We start from the raw sequence: 20,373 nt of genomic DNA, 5'->3' as shown, positions 1-20,373 counted from the left end.
CCCCCTTGACCGGACCCACTCTCTGCTCCCACCTTGAGGAAAAAGGGATACGAAGCATGCAGATCGGCATCCTCCAGACCGGCGAAAGCCCCGACGCGCTGCGCGACCAGGGCGACTACCCGGATTTCTTCGAGACCCTGCTTGCCGGCAAGGGCCTGACCTTCCGCCGCTGGGCCGTGCTGCGGAACGAGTTCCCGGCTTCGGTGCACGAGTGCGACGGCTGGCTAATCACCGGCTCGCGCCATGGCGCCTACGAACCCCACGACTGGATCCCGCCGCTCGAGGATTTCATCCGTGCGGCCTATGCCGCCCATGTTCCCGTGGTCGGCATCTGCTTCGGCCACCAGATCATCGCGCAGGCCATGGGCGGCAAGGTCGAGAAATTCGGGGGCGGCTGGACCGTGGGCCCCACCGAATACGACTTCGGCGACCGCACCTACACGCTCAACGCCTGGCACCAGGACCAGGTGGTGAAGAAGCCGGAAACCGCGAAGGTCCTCGCCTCGACCGCGATGTGCGAAAACGCGGCGCTGCTCTACGACGACCGCATGTTCACCGTCCAGCCCCACCCCGAATTCCGCAAGGAGTTCATGGAGGGGCTCATCAAGGTCCGGGGGCCGGGTCTGGTCCCCGACGCGCTTCTTGCCGATGCCACCAAGCGGCTCGACACGACCCTCGACAGCCCGTCGATGGCCGACCGGATCGCGGACTTCTTCCTGACCCACCAAGCGAAGAAAACCGGGGCCGAGAAGCTCCGCGCCTGACCCTGTCGGCCGCGGGGGCCACCCCCAACCAATGTGTGACAGATGTCCAAGTGGACCGACCAGCTGCCCGAGGCAGCGCGCGACTACATCGGCAACCGCCGGGTGGACGAAGTGGAATGCATCATCGGCGACATCGCCGGCGTGGCGCGCGGCAAGGCGATGCCCGCGAACAAGTTCGCCAAGCAGACCAGCTACTTCCTGCCGAACTCGATCTTCCTGCAGACGATCACCGGCGAATGGGCCGACAACCCCTTCGACGCCTTCACCGAACCCGACATGATCCTGGAGCCCGACTGGTCCACCGCCACCGCCGCGCCCTGGACGGCGGACGTGACGCTTCAGGTCATCCACGACGCCAAGGACCAGCAGGGGAACCTCGTCCCCTTCAGCCCCCGCAACGTGCTGCGTCGCATCGTCGACCTATACGCCGCGCAGGGCTGGCGGCCCGTGGTGGCACCCGAGATGGAATTCTTCCTGACCGCCCGCAACATCGACCCCAACATGCCGGTGATCCCGCCCATGGGCCGCTCCGGCCGCCGCGCGGCAGGGAAACAGGCCTATTCGATGTCGGCAGTGGACGAATACGGCAAGGTCATCGACGACATCTACGACTATGCCGAGGCACAGGGGCTGGAGATCGACGGCATCCTCCAGGAAGGCGGCGCGGGCCAGATCGAGCTGAACCTCGCCCATGGCGACCCGGTTAGGCTGGCCGACGACGTCTTCTTCTTCAAGCGCTTGATCCGCGAGGCGGCGCTGCGCCACGACTGTTTCGCCACCTTCATGGCCAAACCCATCGCCGGCGAGCCGGGGTCGGCGATGCACATCCACACGTCGGTCGTGGACACGAAAACCGGCAAGAACATCTTTGCAGGACCCAAGGGGGTGGAGACGGAAGCCTTCCTCCACTTCATCGGCGGCTTGCAGAAGCACCTCGGCGCCGCCGTGGCCCTGTTCGCGCCCTATGTGAACAGCTACCGCCGCTACGTCCCCGACTTCGCCGCGCCCATCAACCTGGAATGGGGCCGCGACAACCGCACCACGGGCCTCCGCATCCCGATCTCGGGGTCCGCCGCCCGCCGGGTGGAAAACCGCCTGCCGGGGATGGACTGCAACCCCTATCTCGGCATCGCTGCCACCTTGGCCTGCGGCTACCTGGGCCTGATGAACAAGGTTCAGGCACGGCCCGAATTCACCGGCTCGGCCTATATCGACAGCGAGGACATCCCGGTGAACCTGGGCGACGCGCTCGACCTTCTCGACGAGGACGAGGCGCTGAAAGAGGTGATGGGGCAGGACTTCATCAAGGTCTACGACAGCGTGAAGCGCAACGAATACAAGGAGTTCCTGCAAGTCATCTCGCCTTGGGAACGCGAACACCTGCTTCTGAACGTCTGATGAACCTTTTGCACATCAACGACCGGCGCGGGGAATGGCCGCAAAGCTACTATGCCGCCACCGCCGCGCCCATCGACCGCTTCCCGGTCCTGAAGGGCGCAACCCGGGCAGATGTCTGCGTCGTGGGCGGCGGCTACACCGGCCTGTCCGCCGCGCTGCACCTGGCGCAGAAGGGCTTCGACGTGGTGCTCCTCGAGGCGCACCGCGTGGGCTTCGGCGCCTCGGGCCGCAACGGCGGGCAGGTCGGGTCGGGCCAGCGGCAGGATCAGGTCTGGCTGGAAAAGACCGTGGGACGCGAAAACGCCCACCGGCTCTGGGACCTGGCCGAGGAAGCCAAGGCCCTGGTCAAGGCGCTGGTGCGTGACCACGCCATGCCGGTCACCTTCCACCCCGGCATCGCCCATGCCTGCCGGACCGAGGCCGAGGTCTGCGACACCCATGCCTATGCCGAGAAGCTGCACCGCGACTACGGCTACCAGCACCTTGAAACGCTGGACAGAACCGGCATCCGCCGCCTCATCGGCTCGACCGAATATGTCGGCGGCGAGATCGACCGCGACGCGGGCCACCTGCACCCCCTGAACTACGCCATCGGCCTGGCGCAGGCGGCGGCGAAGGCGGGCGTTCAGATCCACGAACTCAGCGAGGTTCACCGCGTTGAACCGGGCGCGCGGCCCGTGGTCCGCACGCCCTCGGGCCAGGTCGATTGCGCCACGGTGATCCTTGCCGGAAACGGCTATCTTGGGCAACTCAGCCCCAGGGTTTCGGCAAAAGTCATGCCGATCAACAACTTCATCGTCGCAACTGAACCTTTGGGTGAAGCGGCCAAGGACCTTCTGTCCGAACCCGTCGCCGTCGCCGACACCCGCTTCGTGGTGAACTACTGGCGCCTCAGCGAGGACAACCGCCTGCTTTTCGGCGGTGGAGAAAGCTACGGCTACCGCTTCCCCGACATCATCCGCACCGTCTCGAAACCCATGCTGAAGGTCTATCCGCAACTGGCCAAGACCCGGATCGATTACGCCTGGGGCGGCACGCTCGCGATCACCGTGAACCGAATGCCCTGTTTCACGAGGCCCGGCCAGAACGTCCTGTCCGCCTCCGGCTACTCGGGCCACGGCGTCGCCATGGCCACGCTGGCGGGCAAGCTGATGGCCGAGGCCACGGCAGGCCAGATGGAACGCTTCGACCTGATGGCGAGCCTGCCGCAATACCGCTTCCCCGGCGGCGCGCTGCTGCGCTGGCCGCTCCTCGTTACCGCCATGACCTGGTACGCGATGCGAGACCGGCTGGGCGTCTGACCCCGGTCGGCGGCGGGGGTTTCACACCCCCGCACCCCCGTGGAGTATTTGCAAAAGGGCAAATGCACTTGCCCCTTGCACAAATACTCTCGGGAGGCCCCGGGGGGCGAAGCGCCCCCGGGGGGCTGCACCCGGCGCGCGATCTGGTATAAGCGGACCCATGTCCCTGCCGACCGGATTCCTCGACGAGCTGCGCACAAGGGTAACCCTGTCCTCCATCGTGGGCAGGAAAGTCACTTGGGACATGCGCAAGTCGAACATGGCCAAGGGCGATTTCTGGGCGCCCTGCCCCTTTCACCAGGAAAAGTCGGCCAGCTTCCACGTCGATGACCGCAAGGGTTTCTACTACTGCTTCGGCTGCCACGCGAAGGGCGATGCGGTCACCTTCGTGAAGGAGTCCGAGAACCTCGGCTTCATGGAGGCGGTGGAAATCCTCGCCCGCGAGGCCGGGATGCAGCTGCCCGCCCGCGACCCTAGGGCCGCCGAGCGGGCCGACCGCCGGACGCTTCTCCAGCAGGTGATGGACGAGGCGATCAGCTTCTACCGCCTGCAACTGAAGACCGCCGGAGGGGCCGAGGCGCGCACTTACCTTTCCCAGAAACGCCGCCTGACCGAGGCCGCCTGGGACCGCTGGGACATCGGCTGGGCCCCCGCTTCGCGTCACGCGCTGAAGGATGCGCTGGCAGCGAAGGGCATCCCGCCCGACCTGATGGTCGCCTCCGGCCTGATCGCCAGGGCGGACGACGGCAGCCTTTACGACCGGTTCCGCGCGCGCATCATCTTTCCGATCAAGGACACGCGCGGCCGCCCGATCAGCCTTGGCGGCCGCTCCCTCGACCCCAACGCCCAGGCCAAGTACCTGAACGGGCCTGAGACCGAGCTGTTCGACAAGGGCCGCACCATCTTCAACCACGCCCCCGCGCGCGAGGCTGCGGGAAAGGGCAAGCCCTTGATCGTGGCCGAAGGCTACATGGACGTGATTGCCCTGTCCGAGGCCGGCTTCACCGCCGCCGTCGCACCGCTGGGGACAGCCGTCACCGAGGACCAGTTGCGCATGATCTGGCGCATCGCGGACGAGCCGATCATGGCGCTGGACGGCGACAACGCGGGGCTCAAGGCCGCGCAGCGGGTGATCGACCTGGCGCTGCCGCTCCTCGAGGCCGGCAAGGCGCTGCGAATCGCGATCCTGCCCGGTGGCATGGACCCGGACGACCTTCTGAAGGCCCAGGGCGCGCCCGCGATGCAGGCGGTGCTCGACCAGGCCAAGCCCATGGTCCAGCTTCTGTGGCAGCGCGAGACCGAGGGCCGCGTCTTCGACAGCCCGGAACGCCGGGCTGCGCTGGACAAGACCCTGCGCGGCCACCTCGCCCGGATCACCGACCCCTCGATCAGGACCCATTACGCCGAGGAGATGAAACGCCTGCGGCTGGAGCTGTTCGGTGCCAATCAGGCCCGCCCCTTCCAGCCCGGCCCCTGGCGCGGCCGCAAGTTCGCGCCCCCCGGCGGCGCACTGGCCAGCACCCGCTCCTCGCTTCTGGCCCAGGCGCAAGGCCCGGTCGACGAAATCCTGCGCGAGGCGGTGATCCTGGCGACCCTGATCCTGCACCCGGCCCTGATCCACCGCTTCGAATCCGCGCTGGAACGGCTGGACCTGACGGGCGAGGACCACGACACCCTGCGCCAGATGATTCTTGCTGGCGCTGACATGCCCGATCTGCACGCAAAGATCGCCCAGTCCGCGCCCGCAGCCCTTGACGCGCTCATGTCGCGTCCCCATGTCGCCATCGCCCCCCCGGTCCGCAACCGCCAGGACGACGACCTCGCCGCGCTGTGTCTGGCCGAGGAACTGGCCAAGCTGGAAGCCCGAAGGGGCGCGCGCCGCGAGATCGAGGATGCGATGGAGGATATGGACGGCCTGCCCGACGAAGGCCTGACCTGGCGCCTGTCCCAGGCGGCCGAGGCCCGCCACCGCTCGGAACGGATGGCGCAAAGCGACAGCCAGGATCTCGGCGAAGACCGCGCCGCCCTGTCAAGACATCTGCAATCCCTCATCGATAGCCAGGTCTGGGTCAAGAAAAACCGCTGATTCGGCCTTTCCCCCAGCCTGATTCGCGTTATTGATTCGACCAAGCCACGCCCCGATTCGCGCCGATAGGAGACTCAATGGCCCTCAAGGACACCGACGACGCCAAGCCGGAAACCGACGACGCGGATGTCTCGCTCGACATGAGCCAGGCGGCGGTCAAGAAGATGATCGCCGACGCGAAGGAGCGCGGCTACATCACCTATGACCAGCTGAACACCGTCCTGCCGCCGGAACAGGTGTCCTCGGAACAGATCGAGGACGTGATGTCGATGCTGTCGGAAATGGGCATCAACATCATCGAGGACGAAGAAGTCGAGGAAGGCGAGGCGCCAGCCGGCGAGCTGGTGGAAACCTCGACCAGCCGCGAGATCGCGGTCGCAGGCACCACGACGGAAACGCTGGACCGCACCGACGACCCGGTGCGGATGTACCTGCGCGAGATGGGGTCGGTGGAACTCCTGTCGCGCGAGGGCGAAATCGCCATCGCCAAGCGTATCGAGGCCGGGCGCAACACGATGATCGCCGGGCTTTGCGAAAGCCCGCTGACCTTCCAGGCCATCATCATCTGGCGCGACGAACTTCTGAACGAGGACATCCTCCTTCGCGACGTCATCGACCTTGAAGCCACCTTCGGCCGCAGTCTCGATGGCGAGGAGGGCGAGATGGACGGCCCCGCGCTGGACGAGGTGGGCGTGGGCGAGGCCGCCCCGCGCCGGGCCTCCAGCGCCGAGCCGGAACTTGATGCCGACGGCAACCCGATCCTGCGCGAGATGGACGAGGACGAGGATGACGAAGCCTCGAACATGTCCTTGGCCGCGATGGAGGCCGCGCTGAAGCCGCGCGTGCTGGAAACGCTCGACCTGATCGCGCGCGACTATGACAAGCTGGCCGAGATGCAGGAAAGCCGGATGAATGCGACGCTGTCGTCGTCGCAGCGGTTTTCCACCGCCGACGAGGCCGCCTATCAGAAGCTGCGGTCGGAAATCGTGCTTCTGGTCAACGAGTTGCACCTGAACAACAGCCGGATCGAGGCGCTGATCGACCAGCTTTACGGGATCAACAAGCGGATCATGTCCATCAACTCGGCCATGGTGAAGCTGGCCGATGCGGCGCGGATCAACCGGCAGGAATTCATCCAGGAATACCAGGGCTACGAGCTTGACCCGACCTGGCTGGACCGCATGGCCCAGAAGTCCGGGCGCGGCTGGCAGGCGCTGATCGAGCGGAGCCGCGACAAGGTCGAGGAACTGCGCGCCGAGATGGCCCAGGTCGGCCAGTATGTCGGCGTGGACATCAGTGAATTCCGCCGGATCGTGAACCAGGTCCAGAAGGGCGAGAAGGAAGCGCGTCAGGCCAAGAAGGAAATGGTCGAGGCGAACCTGCGGCTGGTGATCTCCATTGCGAAGAAATACACCAACCGCGGGCTGCAATTCCTTGATCTCATTCAGGAAGGCAACATCGGCCTGATGAAGGCGGTGGACAAGTTCGAATACCGCCGGGGCTACAAGTTCTCCACCTACGCGACCTGGTGGATCCGCCAGGCGATCACCCGCTCCATCGCCGACCAGGCCCGCACGATCCGCATCCCGGTCCACATGATCGAGACGATCAACAAGCTGGTCCGGACGGGGCGCCAGATGCTGCACGAGATCGGCCGCGAACCGACGCCCGAGGAACTGGCCGAAAAGCTCCAGATGCCCTTGGAAAAGGTCCGCAAGGTGATGAAGATCGCCAAGGAGCCGATCTCGCTGGAAACCCCCATCGGCGACGAGGAGGACAGCCAGCTTGGCGACTTCATCGAAGACAAGAACGCGATCCTGCCGCTGGATTCCGCCATTCAGGAGAACCTGAAGGAGACGACGACCCGCGTCCTCGCCTCGCTGACCCCGCGCGAGGAGCGGGTCCTGCGGATGCGCTTCGGGATCGGGATGAACACCGATCACACGCTGGAAGAGGTCGGCCAGCAGTTCAGCGTGACGCGCGAGAGGATCCGCCAGATCGAGGCAAAGGCGCTGCGGAAGCTGAAGCACCCGAGCCGGAGCCGGAAGCTGCGGAGTTTCCTGGATCAGTGAGGGAGACTTCTGCTCAATCAAAGCTTCTGGGCGCTGCCGGTGAGCACTATGTGATGAGCCGTCTGCTGCTTATGGGAATTACGGCATGTCCGGCACCGGAGGGAGCAAAAGGCGTCGACATAGTTGTCACAAATTCAGAGGGACGATCCTTCGCTTCGCTTCAAGTAAAGACGAAGATTGGTCGTCGAGGACTACCTTGGCGGCTCACGCCACTTGCAGAACAATTGAGTGCACCCGAACTATTCTATGTCTTCGTCGGTTTTGAAGACAGTTACAAAGGCGTGGCAAGCGAACTACTCGTAATTCCAAGCAAAGTCGTTTCTGAATATGTGCGACTTGGGCATGAGGATTGGCTGAGGAGGCCAGGAAGGAAGGGCGAACCTCACAAGGACAGCACGGTCCGTGTATTTGCACCCAACCCGAAAACAATTGTGTTGAACGGTGTTGTGTACCGTAAGGGATGGGCGGACAAATATTCCGAAAACTGGAAACCCATAATTGATTTAGTTGCTGCAGCAGCAGGAAGCTGAGCGCAAGAACGTTCTTCCGAGGGCCCCGCCCTCCTGATCTTGCGCCCCCACCCCCTCTCGCCACACACTCTGCGCCAGACCTGAGGCCCCTCATGCGCACAGCCCTTCTCCTCATCGCCCTCGCGAGCCCCGCGGCCGCCTGCCCGACCAGCGCCGAGGTCTTTTCCTGCACGATCAAGGGCAAATCACTGCGGCTTTGCCATGAGATGGGCCGCCTGACCTACAGCTACGGCCCGGCGGAAAGGCCCGAACTTTCCCTCTCCCAGCCGCTCGACACCCTGGCCTTCACCCCCTGGCCCGGCATCGGCAGCGACATCTGGGAAACCGTCGCCTTCCAGAACCAGGGCTACGCTTACGAGGTCTGGACCAGCGTCACCCGCGACCCGGAATCGACGACCGGGCTCCGCGGCGGTGTCACAGTGTTGCAGGGTGAGGCCACGGTCGCGCGGCTGACCTGCGACCCGGGCACGCCCAGCCAGTCGCTGGACGTGATCTACGAGTTGAAGGAAGCCATCGGCCAGTGCTGGGATTTCGACAGCCGGTCCTGGCAGCGGGTCTGCAACTAGCCCCCGCGCCGCCCACCCGGCCTAGCCCACGCGGTTGCCCTGCACCCACACGCCCCGGATCGCGCCGGCCTGGCCGATCCGCGTCACCCGGACCAGATCGGCCCGATGGCCCTCTGCGATGGTCCCGCGGTCGTCGAGGCCCACCGCATTCGCCGGGGCCGCCGTCACCGTGGCGACGCCCCGTGCAAGGTCGCCCCAGAGATCGCCCAGCATCAGCGCCGCCGACAGAAGCGACGAGGGCACATAGTCCGACGAGACGATGTCGAGGAGGTCCGCCTCGGCCAGCTCCTGCGCCGCCACGTTGCCGGAATGGCTGCCGCCGCGGATCAGGTTCGGCGCGCCCATCATCACCTTGATCGCATGGTCCTGGCAGGCCTGCGCCGCCTCGACCGTGGTCGGGAACTCGGCGAAATGCGCGCCATGGGCGGCGGATTGCACCACATGTTCGGGCTCGGTGTCGTCATGACTGGCCAGAACCGCGCCATAGCGGCGAGCGGCCGCCACCGCCGCCGCTTCGTGCGCCGCGCCCAGCTTGTCGCGGAGCGCCTTCTGGGTGGCGACATGGGCCTCCCATTCGGTTTCCGAGATCCCGTATTTGCCGACGTAGTAATCCTTCAGTTTCGAGATGTCGCGGAACTGCCGGGCGCCGGGCGTGTGGTCCATAAGGCTGACGATGCCGATCCGGTCCTCGGGGCCGAACTTGTCCAGCTCCTCGATAAGGGTTTCGGAACAGACCTCGGCGCGCAGGTGCAGGAAATGGCTGATCCGCAGGACACCCTGTGCCCGCAGGCCCAGGATCTCGTCCGCCAGCGCCCGGGCATATTCGCCGTAGTTCATCTTGGCGTTCGACACGACCGACCCCACCCGCAGCGCATCGAACACCGTGGTGATGCCGACCGAGGCGAGCTCCGCGTCATGGGCGATGATCGCGGCGGCGTGCGGCCAGTCCACCTTGGGGCGCGGCTGGATGTGGCGTTCGAGGTTGTCGGTGTGCAGCTCGATCAGCCCCGGCATCACCAGGTCGCCGCCGCAGTCCACCGCCCCCGTCGGCACCGTCGTCCCTTCGGCGATGTCGGCGATGCGGCCGTCCCGGATGCGGACCTGGCCCCGCAGGGTCTCGGTCTGCAGGACCAGGGTGGCATTGGCCAGGATCGTCTCGGTCGTCATCTTCTACTCTCTTGTCTTGCGGCCCGCTTGCGGCTGGCGTCTGCTGACACGGATGCGTCACACGGATGTGACACAGCCCCGTTACGCCCGCGGCCATGGACCAGATGAAACGTTTCGCCGTCTATTACGCCCCGCGCCCCGGCGCCTTTGCCACCCGCGCGAATGAATGGCTCGGCTGGGATCCCGCGACCGGCGCGGAGCTGCCGCAACCCGGGGTGCCCGGCATCGCCGATCCCGCCGCAATCACCGCCGATCCCCGCCGCTACGGCTTTCACGGCACCATCCGCGCCCCCTTCCGGCTGGTCGAGGGCGTGACGCCCGAGACCGCCGCCGCCACGGTCGCCGCGCTCGCCACCCGCCTTGCGCCCGTCACCTGCGAGGGGCTGATCCTCGAAAACCTGCACGGTTTCCTCGCGCTGACGCCTCAGGGCTGCGAGGCCGCGCTTCTGGAACTCGGCGCCGCCGTGGTCGAGGGCACGAACGCCCTGCGCGCCCCGCTCAGCGAGGCCGAGATCGCCCGCCGCCGGCCCGAATCCCTCTCGCCCCGCCAGCGCGAGCTTCTGCACCGCTGGGGCTATCCTTACGTCATGGAGGAATTCCGCTTCCACCTGACGCTGACCGACCGGCTGGCCGATCCCGCACCCGCCATGGCGGCGCTCAGCGCGCATTTCGCCGATGTCCTGCCCCGGCCCTTCGAGATTCAGGACCTGTGCCTGTTCGGCGAGGATGCTGCGGGCCGGTTCCATCTTCTGCACCGCTATGCCCTGACCGGCTGAAGCGCGGCCAGCAGCCGGGCCACGCCGGCCTCCTGCGAGCCATCGTTGACCACCGTCTCGGCAGCGATGCCCTCCGGCAGGGTGAAGGCCGCGCGGGCCAGCCGCGCATGGATGTCGGCTTCGGTCTCGCGCCCTCGGGCGGCCAGACGGGCGGCCAGCACCGCATCGGGCGCTGTGACCAGGATCACCCGCAGGTCGGGGAAGACCCGGACCGCCTCTGGAAGCGCCGCGCGGCTGCCGTTGAAGATCACGTCGCCTGGCCCTTCCACCTGCGCCTTCGGGATGCCGTAGGACAGGCCATGCGCCTCCCACCACAGGGCGAACTCGCCCCGGTCGCGGCGCAGGGCGAACTCCGGCGCCGAGACCCCCTCGAATTCCTCGCCTCCCGCCTCGGCGGGCCGGGTGATGACGCGGCGCACCAGCCGAAGGTCGGGCCGCGCGGCGATCGCGCCCAGGATCAGCGTGTCCTTGCCTGCGCCCGATGGACCGACCACCGCGAAGATCATGCCGCGGCCTTCGGCGTGAACCCGGTCACATCGACCAGCCGGTCGCAGACGCGCGCGCGGGCCGCCTCATCATGGAAGATGCCCAGGATCGCCGCGCCGCGCGCCTTGGCTTCCTCGATCAGGTTCAGCACGACCTCGCGGTTCGCGGCATCGAGGCTGGCGGTCGGCTCGTCCAGCAGAAGCGCCGGATAGGCATGGGCAAAGCCGCGCGCGATGTTCACCCGCTGCTGCTCGCCGCCCGAGAAGGTGGTGGGCGACAGCGACCAGAGCCGTTCGGGGATGTTCAGCCGCCGCAGAAGCGACGCCGCCCGCTCGCGCGCCTGATCCGCCGGCGTGCCCAGCGCCAGAAGCGGCTCGGCCACCACCTCCAGCGTCGGCACGCGAGGGACGACGCGCAGGAACTGGCTGACATAGCCCAGCGTCTGGCGGCGCAGCGCGATGATCTGGCGCGGCTCGGCGGTCGCCACGTCAAGGTCGCCGACCATCAGCCTGCCCCCGGCGGCCAGGTAGTTGCCGTAAACCATGCGCATCAGCGTGGACTTGCCCGCGCCCGACTGGCCGGTCAGGCCCACGCATTCGCCGGGGCCGACGGTCAGGGCCGCGCCGGCCATCACCGGGATCACCGCGCCGCCCTGATTGTGGAGCGTGAAGGACTTCGACAGGTTCTCGATGCGGATCATGGGCTTACACCTGCAGGACGGAGGAGACGAGCAGTTGCGTATAGGCGTGCTGCGGGTCGTCCAGCACCTGGTCGGTCAGGCCCTGTTCCACCACCCGGCCCGATTTCATCACCATCAGCCGATGCGCCAGCAGCCGCACCACCGCAAGGTCATGCGTCACGATGATGACGGAAAGGCCGAGGTCGCGCACCAGCCCGCGCAGCAGGTCCAGAAGCCGCGCCTGCACGCTGACGTCAAGGCCCCCGGTCGGCTCGTCCATGAACACGAGCCTGGGCCCCGTCACCAGGTTCCGCGCGATCTGCAACCGCTGTTGCATGCCGCCCGAGAAGGCCGAGGGCCGGTCGTCGATCCGGTCGGCGGCGATCTCGACCCGGCCCAGCCAGTCCGCCGCCTGGCCCCGGATATCTCCGTAGTGCCGGGCACCGACGGCCATCAGGCGTTCGCCCACGTTGCCGCCCGCAGAAACACCCATCCGAAGCCCGTCGCGCGGGTTCTGGTGGACATAGGCCCAGTCGGTGCGGGAAAGCCGGCGACGCTCGGCTTCACTCATCGCCAGCACGTCGCGCCCGTCATAGGCGATGCGGCCGAGGTCCGGGCGCTGGTGGCCGGCGAGGCAGGACAGAAGCGTCGATTTCCCCGAGCCGCTTTCGCCGACGATCCCCAGCACCTCGCCGGGGTAAAGGTCGAAGGACACATCCGCGCAGCCGATTCTCTGGCCATAGCGTTTCGTCAGCCCCTCGACGCGCAGAAGCGGCTGGTCGGTCATGGTCATGCGCTCCATCAGGGTCATGCCGTGCCCTCCGGCCCGGCGCCCCCCGCCCCCATCCCCTCCCCACGAGGGGGAGGGGAGGCGAGAGGATCGTTCCCATGCACCACGGCATCGAGCGAAGCGCCTCCCTCCCCCCTCGTGGGGGAGGGATGGGGTGGGGGGGCCACTCCATCGCTGGAAAGCCGCCCGCGGTGCCCCTTCGCCCGCCGCCCGGCGCAGAAATCGGTATCCGAACAGACGAACATCCGCCCGCCTGCGTCATCGGTAATCACCTCGTCCAGATAGCTGTCCCCTGCCCCGCAGAGATCGCAGTGGTGCGGGGCCTTCGAGGCCTCGAACGGGTGGTCGTCGAAATCGAGGCTCTCGACCCGGCTCCAGGGCGGCACGGCATAGATCCGCTGCTCGCGCCCAGCCCCGAACAGCTGGATCGCCGGGTTGTTGCCCAGCTTGGGGTTGTCGAACTTGGGGATCGGCGAGGGGTCCATCACATAGCGCCCCTCGACCTTGACCGGATAGGCGTAAGAGGTCGCGATCTGCCCGTGCCGCGCGATGTCCTCGTAAAGCTTCACATGCATCAGCCCGTATTCCTCAAGCTCGTGCATCTTCCGCGTCTCGGTCTCGCGCGGTTCGAGGAACCGCAGGGGTTCGGGGATCGGCACCTGATAGACCAGGATCTGACCGGCCTTCAGCGGGGTTTCCGGGATGCGGTGGCGGGTCTGGATGACGGTCGCCTCGGCGGTGGCCTCGGTCGTGGCGAGGCCTGCGGTGCGCTGGAAGAAGCGGCGGATGGACACCGCGTTCGTCGTGTCGTCCGCGCCCTGGTCGATGACCTTCAGCCGGTCCTCCGGCACAAGGCAGGCCGCCGTCACCTGCACCCCGCCCGTACCCCAGCCATAGGGCATCGGCATCTCGCGGCTGGCGAAGGGGACCTGGTAGCCGGGCACCGCGATCCCCTTCAGGATCGCGCGGCGGATCATCCGCTTGGTCTGTTCGTCGAGATAGGCGAAATTGTAGGCCTGATCGGTCATCAGATCGTCCTCCACTCCGGGTGCGTCATCCAATCCGGCAGCTGAATGACGAAGTAGTTGCCACCGCCCGCTGGTTGGTCCTCGGACCGGCTGATCGCCCGGCCAAGGCAGGCGCAGCGCAGCAGAGTACCGACGGCGCCATGCGACACGATCAGGATGTCGCCCTGACTCGTCTCCAGTTCGGCTAGCGTACGGACAGCGGAGATGATGCGCGCCTGCGCGGCGCGCGCGCTTTCCCATCCACGCACCTGGCAGTCGGGGTTGGCGAAGAAGGTATTGGCCATGTCCTCGAATTCGGGCTGGGGCAGATAGCCCGTGGCGGAACGGTCATTCTCGCCCAACATGGTCAAGACCCTTGGCACCAGACCCAGATGGGCCGCGTGGATCTCGGCACCGTCGCGGGCCTTGCGTTCATCGCTGGAATAGATCGCGGTGACTCCCTGCAGGATGTCATGGTGCGAGAACGTTTCATGTCGCTCCCGACCGAGGGCGTTCAGCGGCCAGTCCTGCACCGGTCGGTGGGGGTCGATCTCGACCTCGGCGTGGGTGACGAAGATGATCCGTCGGGGCGCGGTCATTCCGCGGCCTCCTGCATGGTTTGCGCCTCGGCTCGCAGTCGGCGGACCAGCTCCAGCTCGGCCTGAAAATCGACGTAATGCGGCAGCTTGATGTGTTCGAGGAACCCCGTGGCCTGGATATTGTCGCAGTGCATCAGCACGAATTCCTCGTCCTGCGCCGGGGCTCCGGTGAAGTCCTCGCCCAGTTCCTTCCAGCGCAGGGCCCGGTCCACGAGGCTCATGGCGATGGCCTTGCGTTCCGACTGGCCCATGACCAGGCCATAGCCCCGGGTGAACTGCGGCGGCTCGGTTTTCGAGCCCTTGAACTGGTTCACCGTCTCGCATTCGGTCAGCTCGATCTCGCCGATCTCGACTGCAAATCCCAGTTCCGGGATGTCGACCTCCACCGCCACCCGGCCGATGCGCAATTCGCCGACGAAGGCGTGCGTCCGGCCATATCCGCGCTGGGTGGAATAGGCCATGCCGAGGACGAACCCCTCGTCCCCGCGCGCCAGCGCCTGCAACCGCAGCGCCCGGTCGGCGGGCAGTTCCATCGGCTCGCGCGTCAGGTCGGGGGGCGTCGCATCCGAGGGATGCGCTTCCTCGATCAGCCCGTCGCGGTTGAGAAAGCCCGTGACATGGGGGATATGGGGTGCCCCCCCTCCCCATCCCTCCCCCACCAGGGGGGAGGGAGGCGCCTCTTGCCTGGCCGCCGCGCCAGGAGCCTCCCCTCCCCCTCGTGGGGAGGGGATGGGGGTGGGGGGCTCGGTCACGGGCGCCTCACCCTCTGCCATCAGAGCGAAGTCCAGCAGGCGATGCGTGTAGTCGAAGGTCGGCCCCAGCACCTGCCCGCCCGGCAGATCCTTGAACGTCGCGCTGATCCGCCGGTCCACCGCCATCGCGCCCGTGTCCACCGGGCGCGAGCCCGCAAGACGCGGCAGAGTGGTGCGGTAGGCGCGGATCAGGAACACCGCCTCGATCAGGTCGCCCCGCGCCTGCTTGATCGCCAGCGCGGCCAGGTCGGGGTCGTAGAGCGAGCCCTCGGCCATGACCCGATTGACGGCCAGTTTCATCTGCTCGCGGATCTGGGGGATGGTCAGTTCGGGTACTGCGCGGTCGCCCCGGCGTTCCTCGGCCAGCCACTGGTGCGCATTGTCGATGGCGCGTTCGCCACCCTTGACGGCGACATACATCAGATCTTCTCCACGCGGGTGGACCTGGGCAGGCCGGCGATCCGGTCGCCGGCGGTGAACAGGCAGTCGAAGCCCAGGGGAAACAGCGCCCGGTTGGCGCGGAAGGCCGCCGTCTCGGGCAGGTTCAGCCAGGTCGCGGTCTCGATCCCCGGGCCGGTCAGAGCGGGCCCATGGTTGACCAGCCGCTCGCACTCGACGATCAGCGTGGCCGACCGATCGGGATAATCCGGCTGCCCGATGCGGAAGCGGGTGACGGGCTGCAACGCCTCCCAGGTGCCCAGCGCGAAATCCGCGGCCTCGGCGGCGACCAAGGGCGCGCCGACGTGGAAGGCCACCCAGTCGCGCACCATCGGGCAGTCGGCCGCGCCCGCCAGATGCAACCCCGTTGTCGGATCGCAGAGCGTCAGAAGCGCCACTCCCGCCGCGACCGACAGGGGCGCCGGCGGTTCCGCCCCCGCGACCCGGCGGATCGTGCCGGGGCGCGCCATGGCCTCGAGGATCTCGCGGAAGGCGCGGGCGGATTGGACGGGGGCCTCGGCAAACCCGCCTTGCAGCGCATGGGCCGTCATTGATCCTCTCCCCTGACCATGGTGAAGAATTCGACCTTCGTCCCGGCGGCCCTCGCGGCGCGGGCGGCGCGGTGGGCCTCGGCCTCGGCCCGGAGGGGGGCGAGGATGCGGGCCGACAGCTCCGGCGCGGCCTCGGTCTGCATCAGCGCGTCGATCACCGCGGCCCGGCGGGCATGGGCCTTGTCGCGGCCCTGCACCCAGGCATGGCCCACCGGCCCGTCGGCAAGCCGCACCGAACAGCGCGTGACTGTCATCTCGCCGAGGTTGAAGGCCGCCCCGGTTCCGCCCGTCCGGCCGCGCACCATCACCGCGCCGATCTCGGGCGCGCGCAGGAGGTCATGCGGCGGAAGCTCGGGCATCAGGTCGGCCAGACGCGCGGGCGGGGCCTTGGCAAGCGTGGCGATCCAGGCCTTGCGGGCCTCGGCATCCGGTGCGGGCATGGCTACCTCGACAACTGAATTGACTTGTCTATCTGACTAGACAACTATACAAATTCTACACCACCGGCGCCCTGGGGCCAACCGCAGAGTTGTGAAGTTTTCGTGACGGAACCCCTGATGAAGGATACGCTCTGGTCGGCCATTGCCGCCACCCTGAGGGACGAGATCGGCGCCGGCCACTACCGGCCCGGCGACCGGCTGCCGACCGAGGCGGCCCTCTCGGCCCGGTTCGGCGTGAACCGCCACACGGTCCGCCATGCGCTGTCATCGCTGGCCGAGGCGGGGCTGGTCCATTCCCGGCGCGGCGCGGGGGTCTTCGTCGCACAGCGCCCGACCGACTATCCGCTGGGACGCCGGGTGCGGTTCCACCAGAACGTTCTGGCCGCGGGCCAGACGCCCTCGCGCCGGATCAGCCGGGTCGAGACCCGCCCCTGCGACACCGAGGAAGCGCGGGCGCTGCGCCTGAAACCGGACGAGGCGGTGCATGTGGTCGAGGGTGTCTCGCTGGCCGATGGCCAGCCGGTCGCGGCCTTCCGCTCGGTCTTTCCCGCCGCACCCTTCCCCGGCCTGCCCGCCGCCCTGCGCGAGACGCAGTCAATCACCCGCGCGCTGGCTGCGCTCGGGCTGGCCGACTACACCCGTTCCGAGACGCGGATCACCGCGCAACTGGCCGATCCGGTGCTGGCGGTCACGCTCTCGGTGCGGAGCGGCGCGCCGGTCCTGCGGACGGTCGCGCTCAACGTCGATCCCTCCGGGCGGCCGGTGGAACACGGGACGACCTGGTTCGCGGGCGAACGGGTGACGCTGACGGTGGCCGATCAGCCCTGATACTTCTCCAGGAACGCCTCGGCCTTCAGCGCTCGGAAATCCATCAGCGCGGCGCGCAGGCGGTCGTGGCTCCAGTCCCACCAGGCCAGCGCCAAAAGCCGGTCGATCACGGCTTGCGGGAATCGGCTGCGGAGCGGCCGGGCCGGGCAGCCCGCGACGATCATGAAGGGGTCCACGTCCTTCGTCACCACGGCTCCGGCTGCGACCACGGCCCCGATGCCCAGCGTCACCTCGGGCTTGACGATCGCGCCATGGCCGATCCAGCAATCCGCCCCCAGCACGATGCGCCGCACGGCGCGGGCGGAGAAGAACACCGGGTCATCCTCGGCGTCGTCCCAGTAATAGCTGGAGCGGTAGAGGAAATGATGCTGCGCGGCGTGAGTGTAAGGATGGTCGGTCGGCCCGATCCGCGTCATCGCGGCGATGTTGGCGAACTTGCCCACCGTGGTGTTGGCGATGTCGGCCATCCGGTCGCAATAGGCGTAATCGCCGAAGTCGGAGTTGAGCACGCGGCTCCCCTCGCCCACCTCGCAGAAGGCGCCGAAGGTCGAGTTGACGATCTGGCAGCCGGGATGGACGAAGGGCCTCTCGGCCGAGAGTTTCGGCATGACCGGCCTATTCGCCCTTGATCAGCTTGCGCCGCAGCCAGCCCGACAGGCTGTCCATCAGCATCACCATCAGCACGATCAGGACCATGTAATAGGCCACTTCCTCCCAGTCCTTCTGGGTGATGATCGCCTGGGTCAGGAGAAGCCCGATCCCGCCGCCAACGATGGCGCCGATCACCGTGGCGCTGCGGGTGTTCGATTCCAGGTAGTAGAGCACTTGCGCCAGGAAAACCGGCATGATCTGCGGGATCACCCCGAACCGCGCCCGCTGGACCGCGTTCGCGCCGGTCGAACGCACGCCCTCGACCTGCTTCTCGTCGATGTTCTCCAGCGCCTCCGAGAACATCTTGCCGAAACTGCCCGAGTCGGTCAGCGCGATGGCGATGGCCCCGGTCATCGGCCCCGGTCCGAAGGCGCGGCTCAACACGATGGTCCAGATCAGCCCGTCCACCCCGCGCACGAAGTCGAACACCCGGCGCGCGGCAAAGCGCAGGGGGCCAAAGGACATGAAATTGCGCGCGGCCAGGAAGGACAGCGGCAGGGCGATGATCGCGGCCGTCATCGTGCCGAGGAAGGCCATCAGGATCGTCTCGAAGATCGCCCAAGCCACATCGCCATGGCGCCACATCTTGTTGGTCCAGAACTCCGACGCCATCAGCGCCAGGTTCGACCGCGCAGGGTCCAGCCTTTCGCCCGACACGGTCAGGGCCGCCAGCTCGCCGAAGGACTTGCCGTAAAGCGGGCTGTCGAGGGTGAAGAACCACAGCTCCCAGCCCGGCTCGTACTTGAAGGTCTCGACCTTGGAGCGGGTATAGTTGAACCGGCCCGCCGGCGTGGTGACGCCGATGCGGTTCTCGCCGACGCTGATCCAGTCGGGGATCGGCTCGGGCGCGGTGAGGACGGGTCGGCCCCCCTCCTCGCGGATGTCGATGGTGCCATAGCCGGGCACCACAAAGCGCGCGCCGTCGGCGTCATAGGTGACGATGTTGCCCTGACCCAGGTCGATCGTCGTCGTGTCGCCGCTGGTGCTGATCCAGTCGGGCAGACGGCCCTCGGGATAGGTGCCCTTGGCCTCGCCCTCTATGGCGACGGTCAGCTTGCCGGTGCGGTTGTCGCGGGTGACATGGGTCTTGTGCGACCAGAAGTCCGACAGAAGGATCGCCGCATTGTCGAAGCGCGCGCGGGCCATCAGGCTCGCAATGTCGAAGCTGATCGCGGCATAGATCAGGTAGGCAAGGATCGCGGCCGGAATGGCAAATGCGAGCCGCCGCTTGCGGTCGAAGGCGCGGGTCACGGTCTCGGCCAGCGCGGGGCCGGCAAGGGTGGCATCGGTCATGCGTCAAGCTCCGGGCTGGAGGCCCCCCACCCCACCCCTCCCCCACGCGGGGGGAGGGGTGGGGTGGGATGGCGAAGGAAGGGCCGGGGATGGGCCGGGCGGCGCCCCTCCCCCCGCGTGGGGAGGGGATGGGGGTGGGGGGCGCCTGCCGGATGGCGGGCTCTGGAGGGGCAGGACTGCATCGGTCAATGCCCCTTCACCAGCTTGTGCCGGTAGTGGTCGGACAGCTGGTCGATCACCACAATGGTCAGGAACAACAGCAGGAATATCGCCACGACCTCGTCATAGCGGCCCTGGCCCCACTGCATCGCCAGCTTCAGGTCATGGCCGATGCCGCCCTCGCCCACGAAGCCGAGGATCGCCGAGGCGCGTACGTTGATCTCGAAGCGGAGAAGCGCATAGCTCAGCCAGTTCGGCGCGACCTGCGGGATCACGCCCAGCCACATCCGCTGCGACCAGTTGGCCCCGACCGAGGCCAGGCCCTCGACCGGCTTCAGGTCGGCGTTTTCGGCCACTTCCGAGAACAGCTTGCCCAGCGCGCCGCCCGTGTGCAGCGCGATGGCAATGACGGCCGGCACCGGGCCGCCGCCAAGGATGAAGATCAGGACCAGCGCGATGACGATCTCGGGGATCGCGCGGAGCGCGTCCATGCTGCGGCGAAAGACCGGGATCAGCCGCGGCCAGCGTGCCAGACCTCGCGTCGCCAGAAGCGAAAGGCCCATGGCCATCAGCGCGCCGATCAGCGTGGCGACAGCAGCGATGTTCAGCGTCTCGATCAGGGCCGGGACATGGTCCCAGAACAGGTCAGGCAGATTCGCGCGCTTTTCCCAGGCCTCGGACAGGACCTCGGACGGAAAATCGAACACCTGATGCAGCCCGCTCCAGAACCCGCCGGCGTTGCGGTGGTCGGCCAGCATCCAGCCCGAGGCCATGAGCGCGACAAAGATGACCAGCAGGATGCCGCCATACATCCGCTTGCGGCGGACCATGTCGAGATAGGCTTCGCGATTGTCGGAGAGGTCCGGGCGCTGACCGCGCTCCGGGCCGAAGGCAACATCGACCATGGGATCATCCGGAAATGAAAAAGCCGGACCCCGGGGAGCGGCGGGGTCCGGCGAGGGTGTGGCTTACATGCCTTCCTGCATCTTGCGGGCGGCGATGATGCCCAGATAGTCCTCGTGCTTCACCGGCACGAAGTC

General features: G+C 67.3%; 20 protein-coding genes and 1 pseudogene. 9 read left to right on the top strand and 12 right to left on the bottom strand.

The genetic code is table 11. From position 1 onward, the window contains the following. Positions 1–56: 56 nt before the first annotated feature. The 7 genes from ACK4IU_RS05885 (at position 57) to ACK4IU_RS05855 (ending at position 8,717) form a co-directional block, all read left to right on the top strand. Positions 57–764: a type 1 glutamine amidotransferase gene (locus tag ACK4IU_RS05885; protein WP_409732604.1), complete on the top strand. Its 708-nt coding sequence runs from the start codon at positions 57–59 to the stop codon at positions 762–764. A gap of 42 nt (positions 765–806) precedes the next feature. Then, entirely contained in the window at positions 807–2,162 is a 1,356-nt protein-coding gene (locus ACK4IU_RS05880; RefSeq protein ID WP_409732602.1) for a glutamine synthetase family protein, read from the top strand. Further along, a complete protein-coding gene (locus tag ACK4IU_RS05875; RefSeq protein WP_409732600.1) occupies positions 2,162–3,463 on the top strand; it encodes an NAD(P)/FAD-dependent oxidoreductase in 1,302 nt (433 codons plus the stop codon). The genes ACK4IU_RS05880 and ACK4IU_RS05875 overlap by 1 nt, the downstream gene beginning before the upstream one ends. A gap of 160 nt (positions 3,464–3,623) precedes the next feature. Then, a complete protein-coding gene (gene dnaG / locus ACK4IU_RS05870) occupies positions 3,624–5,549 on the top strand; it encodes a DNA primase (RefSeq protein WP_409732598.1) in 1,926 nt (641 codons plus the stop codon). Between the two features lie 77 nt (positions 5,550–5,626). After that, the gene (gene rpoD, locus ACK4IU_RS05865) at positions 5,627–7,621 is read left to right on the top strand and encodes an RNA polymerase sigma factor RpoD (protein WP_409732596.1); all 1,995 of its coding nucleotides are present in this window, start codon (positions 5,627–5,629) and stop codon (positions 7,619–7,621) included. A gap of 53 nt (positions 7,622–7,674) precedes the next feature. Further along, complete coding sequence (locus ACK4IU_RS05860; protein WP_409732594.1) at positions 7,675–8,151, top strand: hypothetical protein; 477 nt, start codon at positions 7,675–7,677, stop codon at positions 8,149–8,151. A 92-nt stretch (positions 8,152–8,243) separates the two neighbouring features. Beyond that, positions 8,244–8,717, top strand: a complete 474-nt coding sequence (locus tag ACK4IU_RS05855; protein WP_409732592.1) for a hypothetical protein — start codon at positions 8,244–8,246, stop codon at positions 8,715–8,717. Between the two features lie 21 nt (positions 8,718–8,738). On the opposite strand, the gene ACK4IU_RS05850 is transcribed toward ACK4IU_RS05855, so the two are convergent. Further along, complete coding sequence (locus ACK4IU_RS05850; RefSeq protein WP_409732590.1) at positions 8,739–9,884, bottom strand: alpha-D-ribose 1-methylphosphonate 5-triphosphate diphosphatase; 1,146 nt, start codon at positions 9,882–9,884, stop codon at positions 8,739–8,741. Between the two features lie 95 nt (positions 9,885–9,979). Here ACK4IU_RS05850 and ACK4IU_RS05845 point away from each other — a divergent pair, with 95 nt between their 5' ends. After that, complete coding sequence (locus ACK4IU_RS05845; RefSeq protein WP_409732588.1) at positions 9,980–10,660, top strand: DUF1045 domain-containing protein; 681 nt, start codon at positions 9,980–9,982, stop codon at positions 10,658–10,660. On the opposite strand, the gene phnN is transcribed toward ACK4IU_RS05845, so the two are convergent. The 8 genes and pseudogenes from phnN to phnG form a co-directional block, all read right to left on the bottom strand. Further along, positions 10,642–11,166 carry a phosphonate metabolism protein/1,5-bisphosphokinase (PRPP-forming) PhnN gene (phnN, locus tag ACK4IU_RS05840; protein WP_409732586.1) on the bottom strand — a complete coding sequence of 175 codons (525 nt, stop codon included), beginning with the start codon at positions 11,164–11,166 and terminating at the stop codon, positions 10,642–10,644. The genes ACK4IU_RS05845 and phnN overlap by 19 nt on opposite strands. Continuing rightward, positions 11,163–11,846 carry a phosphonate C-P lyase system protein PhnL gene (phnL, locus tag ACK4IU_RS05835; RefSeq protein WP_409732584.1) on the bottom strand — a complete coding sequence of 228 codons (684 nt, stop codon included), beginning with the start codon at positions 11,844–11,846 and terminating at the stop codon, positions 11,163–11,165. Before phnL ends, phnN begins: the two co-directional genes overlap by 4 nt. Positions 11,847–11,850: 4 nt before the next feature. Next, a complete protein-coding gene (gene phnK / locus ACK4IU_RS05830; RefSeq protein WP_409732773.1) occupies positions 11,851–12,612 on the bottom strand; it encodes a phosphonate C-P lyase system protein PhnK in 762 nt (253 codons plus the stop codon). Between the two features lie 164 nt (positions 12,613–12,776). Further along, a pseudogene (locus ACK4IU_RS05825) lies at positions 12,777–13,643 on the bottom strand (alpha-D-ribose 1-methylphosphonate 5-phosphate C-P-lyase PhnJ); the annotation flags it as partial. Next, complete coding sequence (locus ACK4IU_RS05820) at positions 13,643–14,221, bottom strand: histidine phosphatase family protein (RefSeq protein WP_409732582.1); 579 nt, start codon at positions 14,219–14,221, stop codon at positions 13,643–13,645. The gene ACK4IU_RS05820 and the pseudogene ACK4IU_RS05825, both read right to left, overlap by 1 nt. Continuing rightward, a complete protein-coding gene (locus ACK4IU_RS05815) occupies positions 14,218–15,393 on the bottom strand; it encodes a carbon-phosphorus lyase complex subunit PhnI (RefSeq protein WP_409732580.1) in 1,176 nt (391 codons plus the stop codon). Before ACK4IU_RS05815 ends, ACK4IU_RS05820 begins: the two co-directional genes overlap by 4 nt. Next, positions 15,393–15,962 carry a phosphonate C-P lyase system protein PhnH gene (gene phnH, locus ACK4IU_RS05810; RefSeq protein WP_409732578.1) on the bottom strand — a complete coding sequence of 190 codons (570 nt, stop codon included), beginning with the start codon at positions 15,960–15,962 and terminating at the stop codon, positions 15,393–15,395. The genes ACK4IU_RS05815 and phnH overlap by 1 nt, the downstream gene beginning before the upstream one ends. Next, positions 15,959–16,402 carry a phosphonate C-P lyase system protein PhnG gene (phnG, locus tag ACK4IU_RS05805; protein WP_409732576.1) on the bottom strand — a complete coding sequence of 148 codons (444 nt, stop codon included), beginning with the start codon at positions 16,400–16,402 and terminating at the stop codon, positions 15,959–15,961. Before phnG ends, phnH begins: the two co-directional genes overlap by 4 nt. 114 nt (positions 16,403–16,516) lie before the next feature. Here phnG and phnF point away from each other — a divergent pair, with 114 nt between their 5' ends. Beyond that, positions 16,517–17,230 (top strand): phosphonate metabolism transcriptional regulator PhnF, encoded by a 714-nt coding sequence (gene phnF, locus ACK4IU_RS05800; RefSeq protein ID WP_409732771.1) that lies wholly within the window; start codon positions 16,517–16,519, stop codon positions 17,228–17,230. Here the strand turns inward: phnF and ACK4IU_RS05795 are convergent. From ACK4IU_RS05795 to phnE (ACK4IU_RS05785), 3 genes are all read right to left on the bottom strand, one after another. Next, entirely contained in the window at positions 17,221–17,838 is a 618-nt protein-coding gene (locus tag ACK4IU_RS05795; RefSeq protein WP_409732574.1) for a chloramphenicol acetyltransferase, read from the bottom strand. The two genes, phnF and ACK4IU_RS05795, sit on opposite strands and share 10 nt — an antisense overlap. A 7-nt stretch (positions 17,839–17,845) precedes the next feature. Further along, a complete protein-coding gene (gene phnE, locus ACK4IU_RS05790) occupies positions 17,846–19,174 on the bottom strand; it encodes a phosphonate ABC transporter, permease protein PhnE (RefSeq protein WP_409732572.1) in 1,329 nt (442 codons plus the stop codon). A gap of 185 nt (positions 19,175–19,359) precedes the next feature. Continuing rightward, a complete protein-coding gene (phnE, locus tag ACK4IU_RS05785; protein ID WP_409732769.1) occupies positions 19,360–20,163 on the bottom strand; it encodes a phosphonate ABC transporter, permease protein PhnE in 804 nt (267 codons plus the stop codon). Positions 20,164–20,373: the final 210 nt, after the last annotated feature.

The organism is Tabrizicola flagellatus (genome assembly GCF_046295235.1).
Classification (GTDB): Bacteria; Pseudomonadota; Alphaproteobacteria; order Rhodobacterales; family Rhodobacteraceae; genus Tabrizicola; species Tabrizicola flagellata_A.
Note: the sequence above shows the minus strand (reverse complement) of the source record. Positions and strands in the feature narration are given on the sequence as shown.

Excerpts from the sequence above, each read along its gene's own strand:
- phnE (WP_409732572.1), bottom strand. The coding sequence starts at position 19,174 with ATGACCGATGCCACCCTTGCCGGCCCCGCGCTGGCCGAGACCGTGACC.
- phnH (WP_409732578.1), bottom strand. The coding sequence starts at position 15,962 with ATGACGGCCCATGCGCTGCAAGGCGGGTTTGCCGAGGCCCCCGTCCAA.
- phnG (WP_409732576.1), bottom strand. The coding sequence starts at position 16,402 with ATGCCCGCACCGGATGCCGAGGCCCGCAAGGCCTGGATCGCCACGCTT.
- phnK (WP_409732773.1), bottom strand. The coding sequence starts at position 12,612 with ATGACCGACCAGCCGCTTCTGCGCGTCGAGGGGCTGACGAAACGCTAT.
- rpoD (WP_409732596.1), top strand. The coding sequence starts at position 5,627 with ATGGCCCTCAAGGACACCGACGACGCCAAGCCGGAAACCGACGACGCG.
- ACK4IU_RS05795 (WP_409732574.1), bottom strand. The coding sequence starts at position 17,838 with ATGCCGAAACTCTCGGCCGAGAGGCCCTTCGTCCATCCCGGCTGCCAG.
- ACK4IU_RS05845 (WP_409732588.1), top strand. The coding sequence starts at position 9,980 with ATGGACCAGATGAAACGTTTCGCCGTCTATTACGCCCCGCGCCCCGGC.
- ACK4IU_RS05855 (WP_409732592.1), top strand. The coding sequence starts at position 8,244 with ATGCGCACAGCCCTTCTCCTCATCGCCCTCGCGAGCCCCGCGGCCGCC.
- ACK4IU_RS05820 (WP_409732582.1), bottom strand. The coding sequence starts at position 14,221 with ATGACCGCGCCCCGACGGATCATCTTCGTCACCCACGCCGAGGTCGAG.
- phnL (WP_409732584.1), bottom strand. The coding sequence starts at position 11,846 with ATGATCCGCATCGAGAACCTGTCGAAGTCCTTCACGCTCCACAATCAG.
- ACK4IU_RS05885 (WP_409732604.1), top strand. The coding sequence starts at position 57 with ATGCAGATCGGCATCCTCCAGACCGGCGAAAGCCCCGACGCGCTGCGC.
- ACK4IU_RS05880 (WP_409732602.1), top strand. The coding sequence starts at position 807 with ATGTCCAAGTGGACCGACCAGCTGCCCGAGGCAGCGCGCGACTACATC.
- ACK4IU_RS05850 (WP_409732590.1), bottom strand. The coding sequence starts at position 9,884 with ATGACGACCGAGACGATCCTGGCCAATGCCACCCTGGTCCTGCAGACC.
- ACK4IU_RS05815 (WP_409732580.1), bottom strand. The coding sequence starts at position 15,393 with ATGTATGTCGCCGTCAAGGGTGGCGAACGCGCCATCGACAATGCGCAC.
- phnE (WP_409732769.1), bottom strand. The coding sequence starts at position 20,163 with ATGGTCCGCCGCAAGCGGATGTATGGCGGCATCCTGCTGGTCATCTTT.
- ACK4IU_RS05860 (WP_409732594.1), top strand. The coding sequence starts at position 7,675 with ATGAGCCGTCTGCTGCTTATGGGAATTACGGCATGTCCGGCACCGGAG.
- ACK4IU_RS05875 (WP_409732600.1), top strand. The coding sequence starts at position 2,162 with ATGAACCTTTTGCACATCAACGACCGGCGCGGGGAATGGCCGCAAAGC.
- dnaG (WP_409732598.1), top strand. The coding sequence starts at position 3,624 with ATGTCCCTGCCGACCGGATTCCTCGACGAGCTGCGCACAAGGGTAACC.
- phnN (WP_409732586.1), bottom strand. The coding sequence starts at position 11,166 with ATGATCTTCGCGGTGGTCGGTCCATCGGGCGCAGGCAAGGACACGCTG.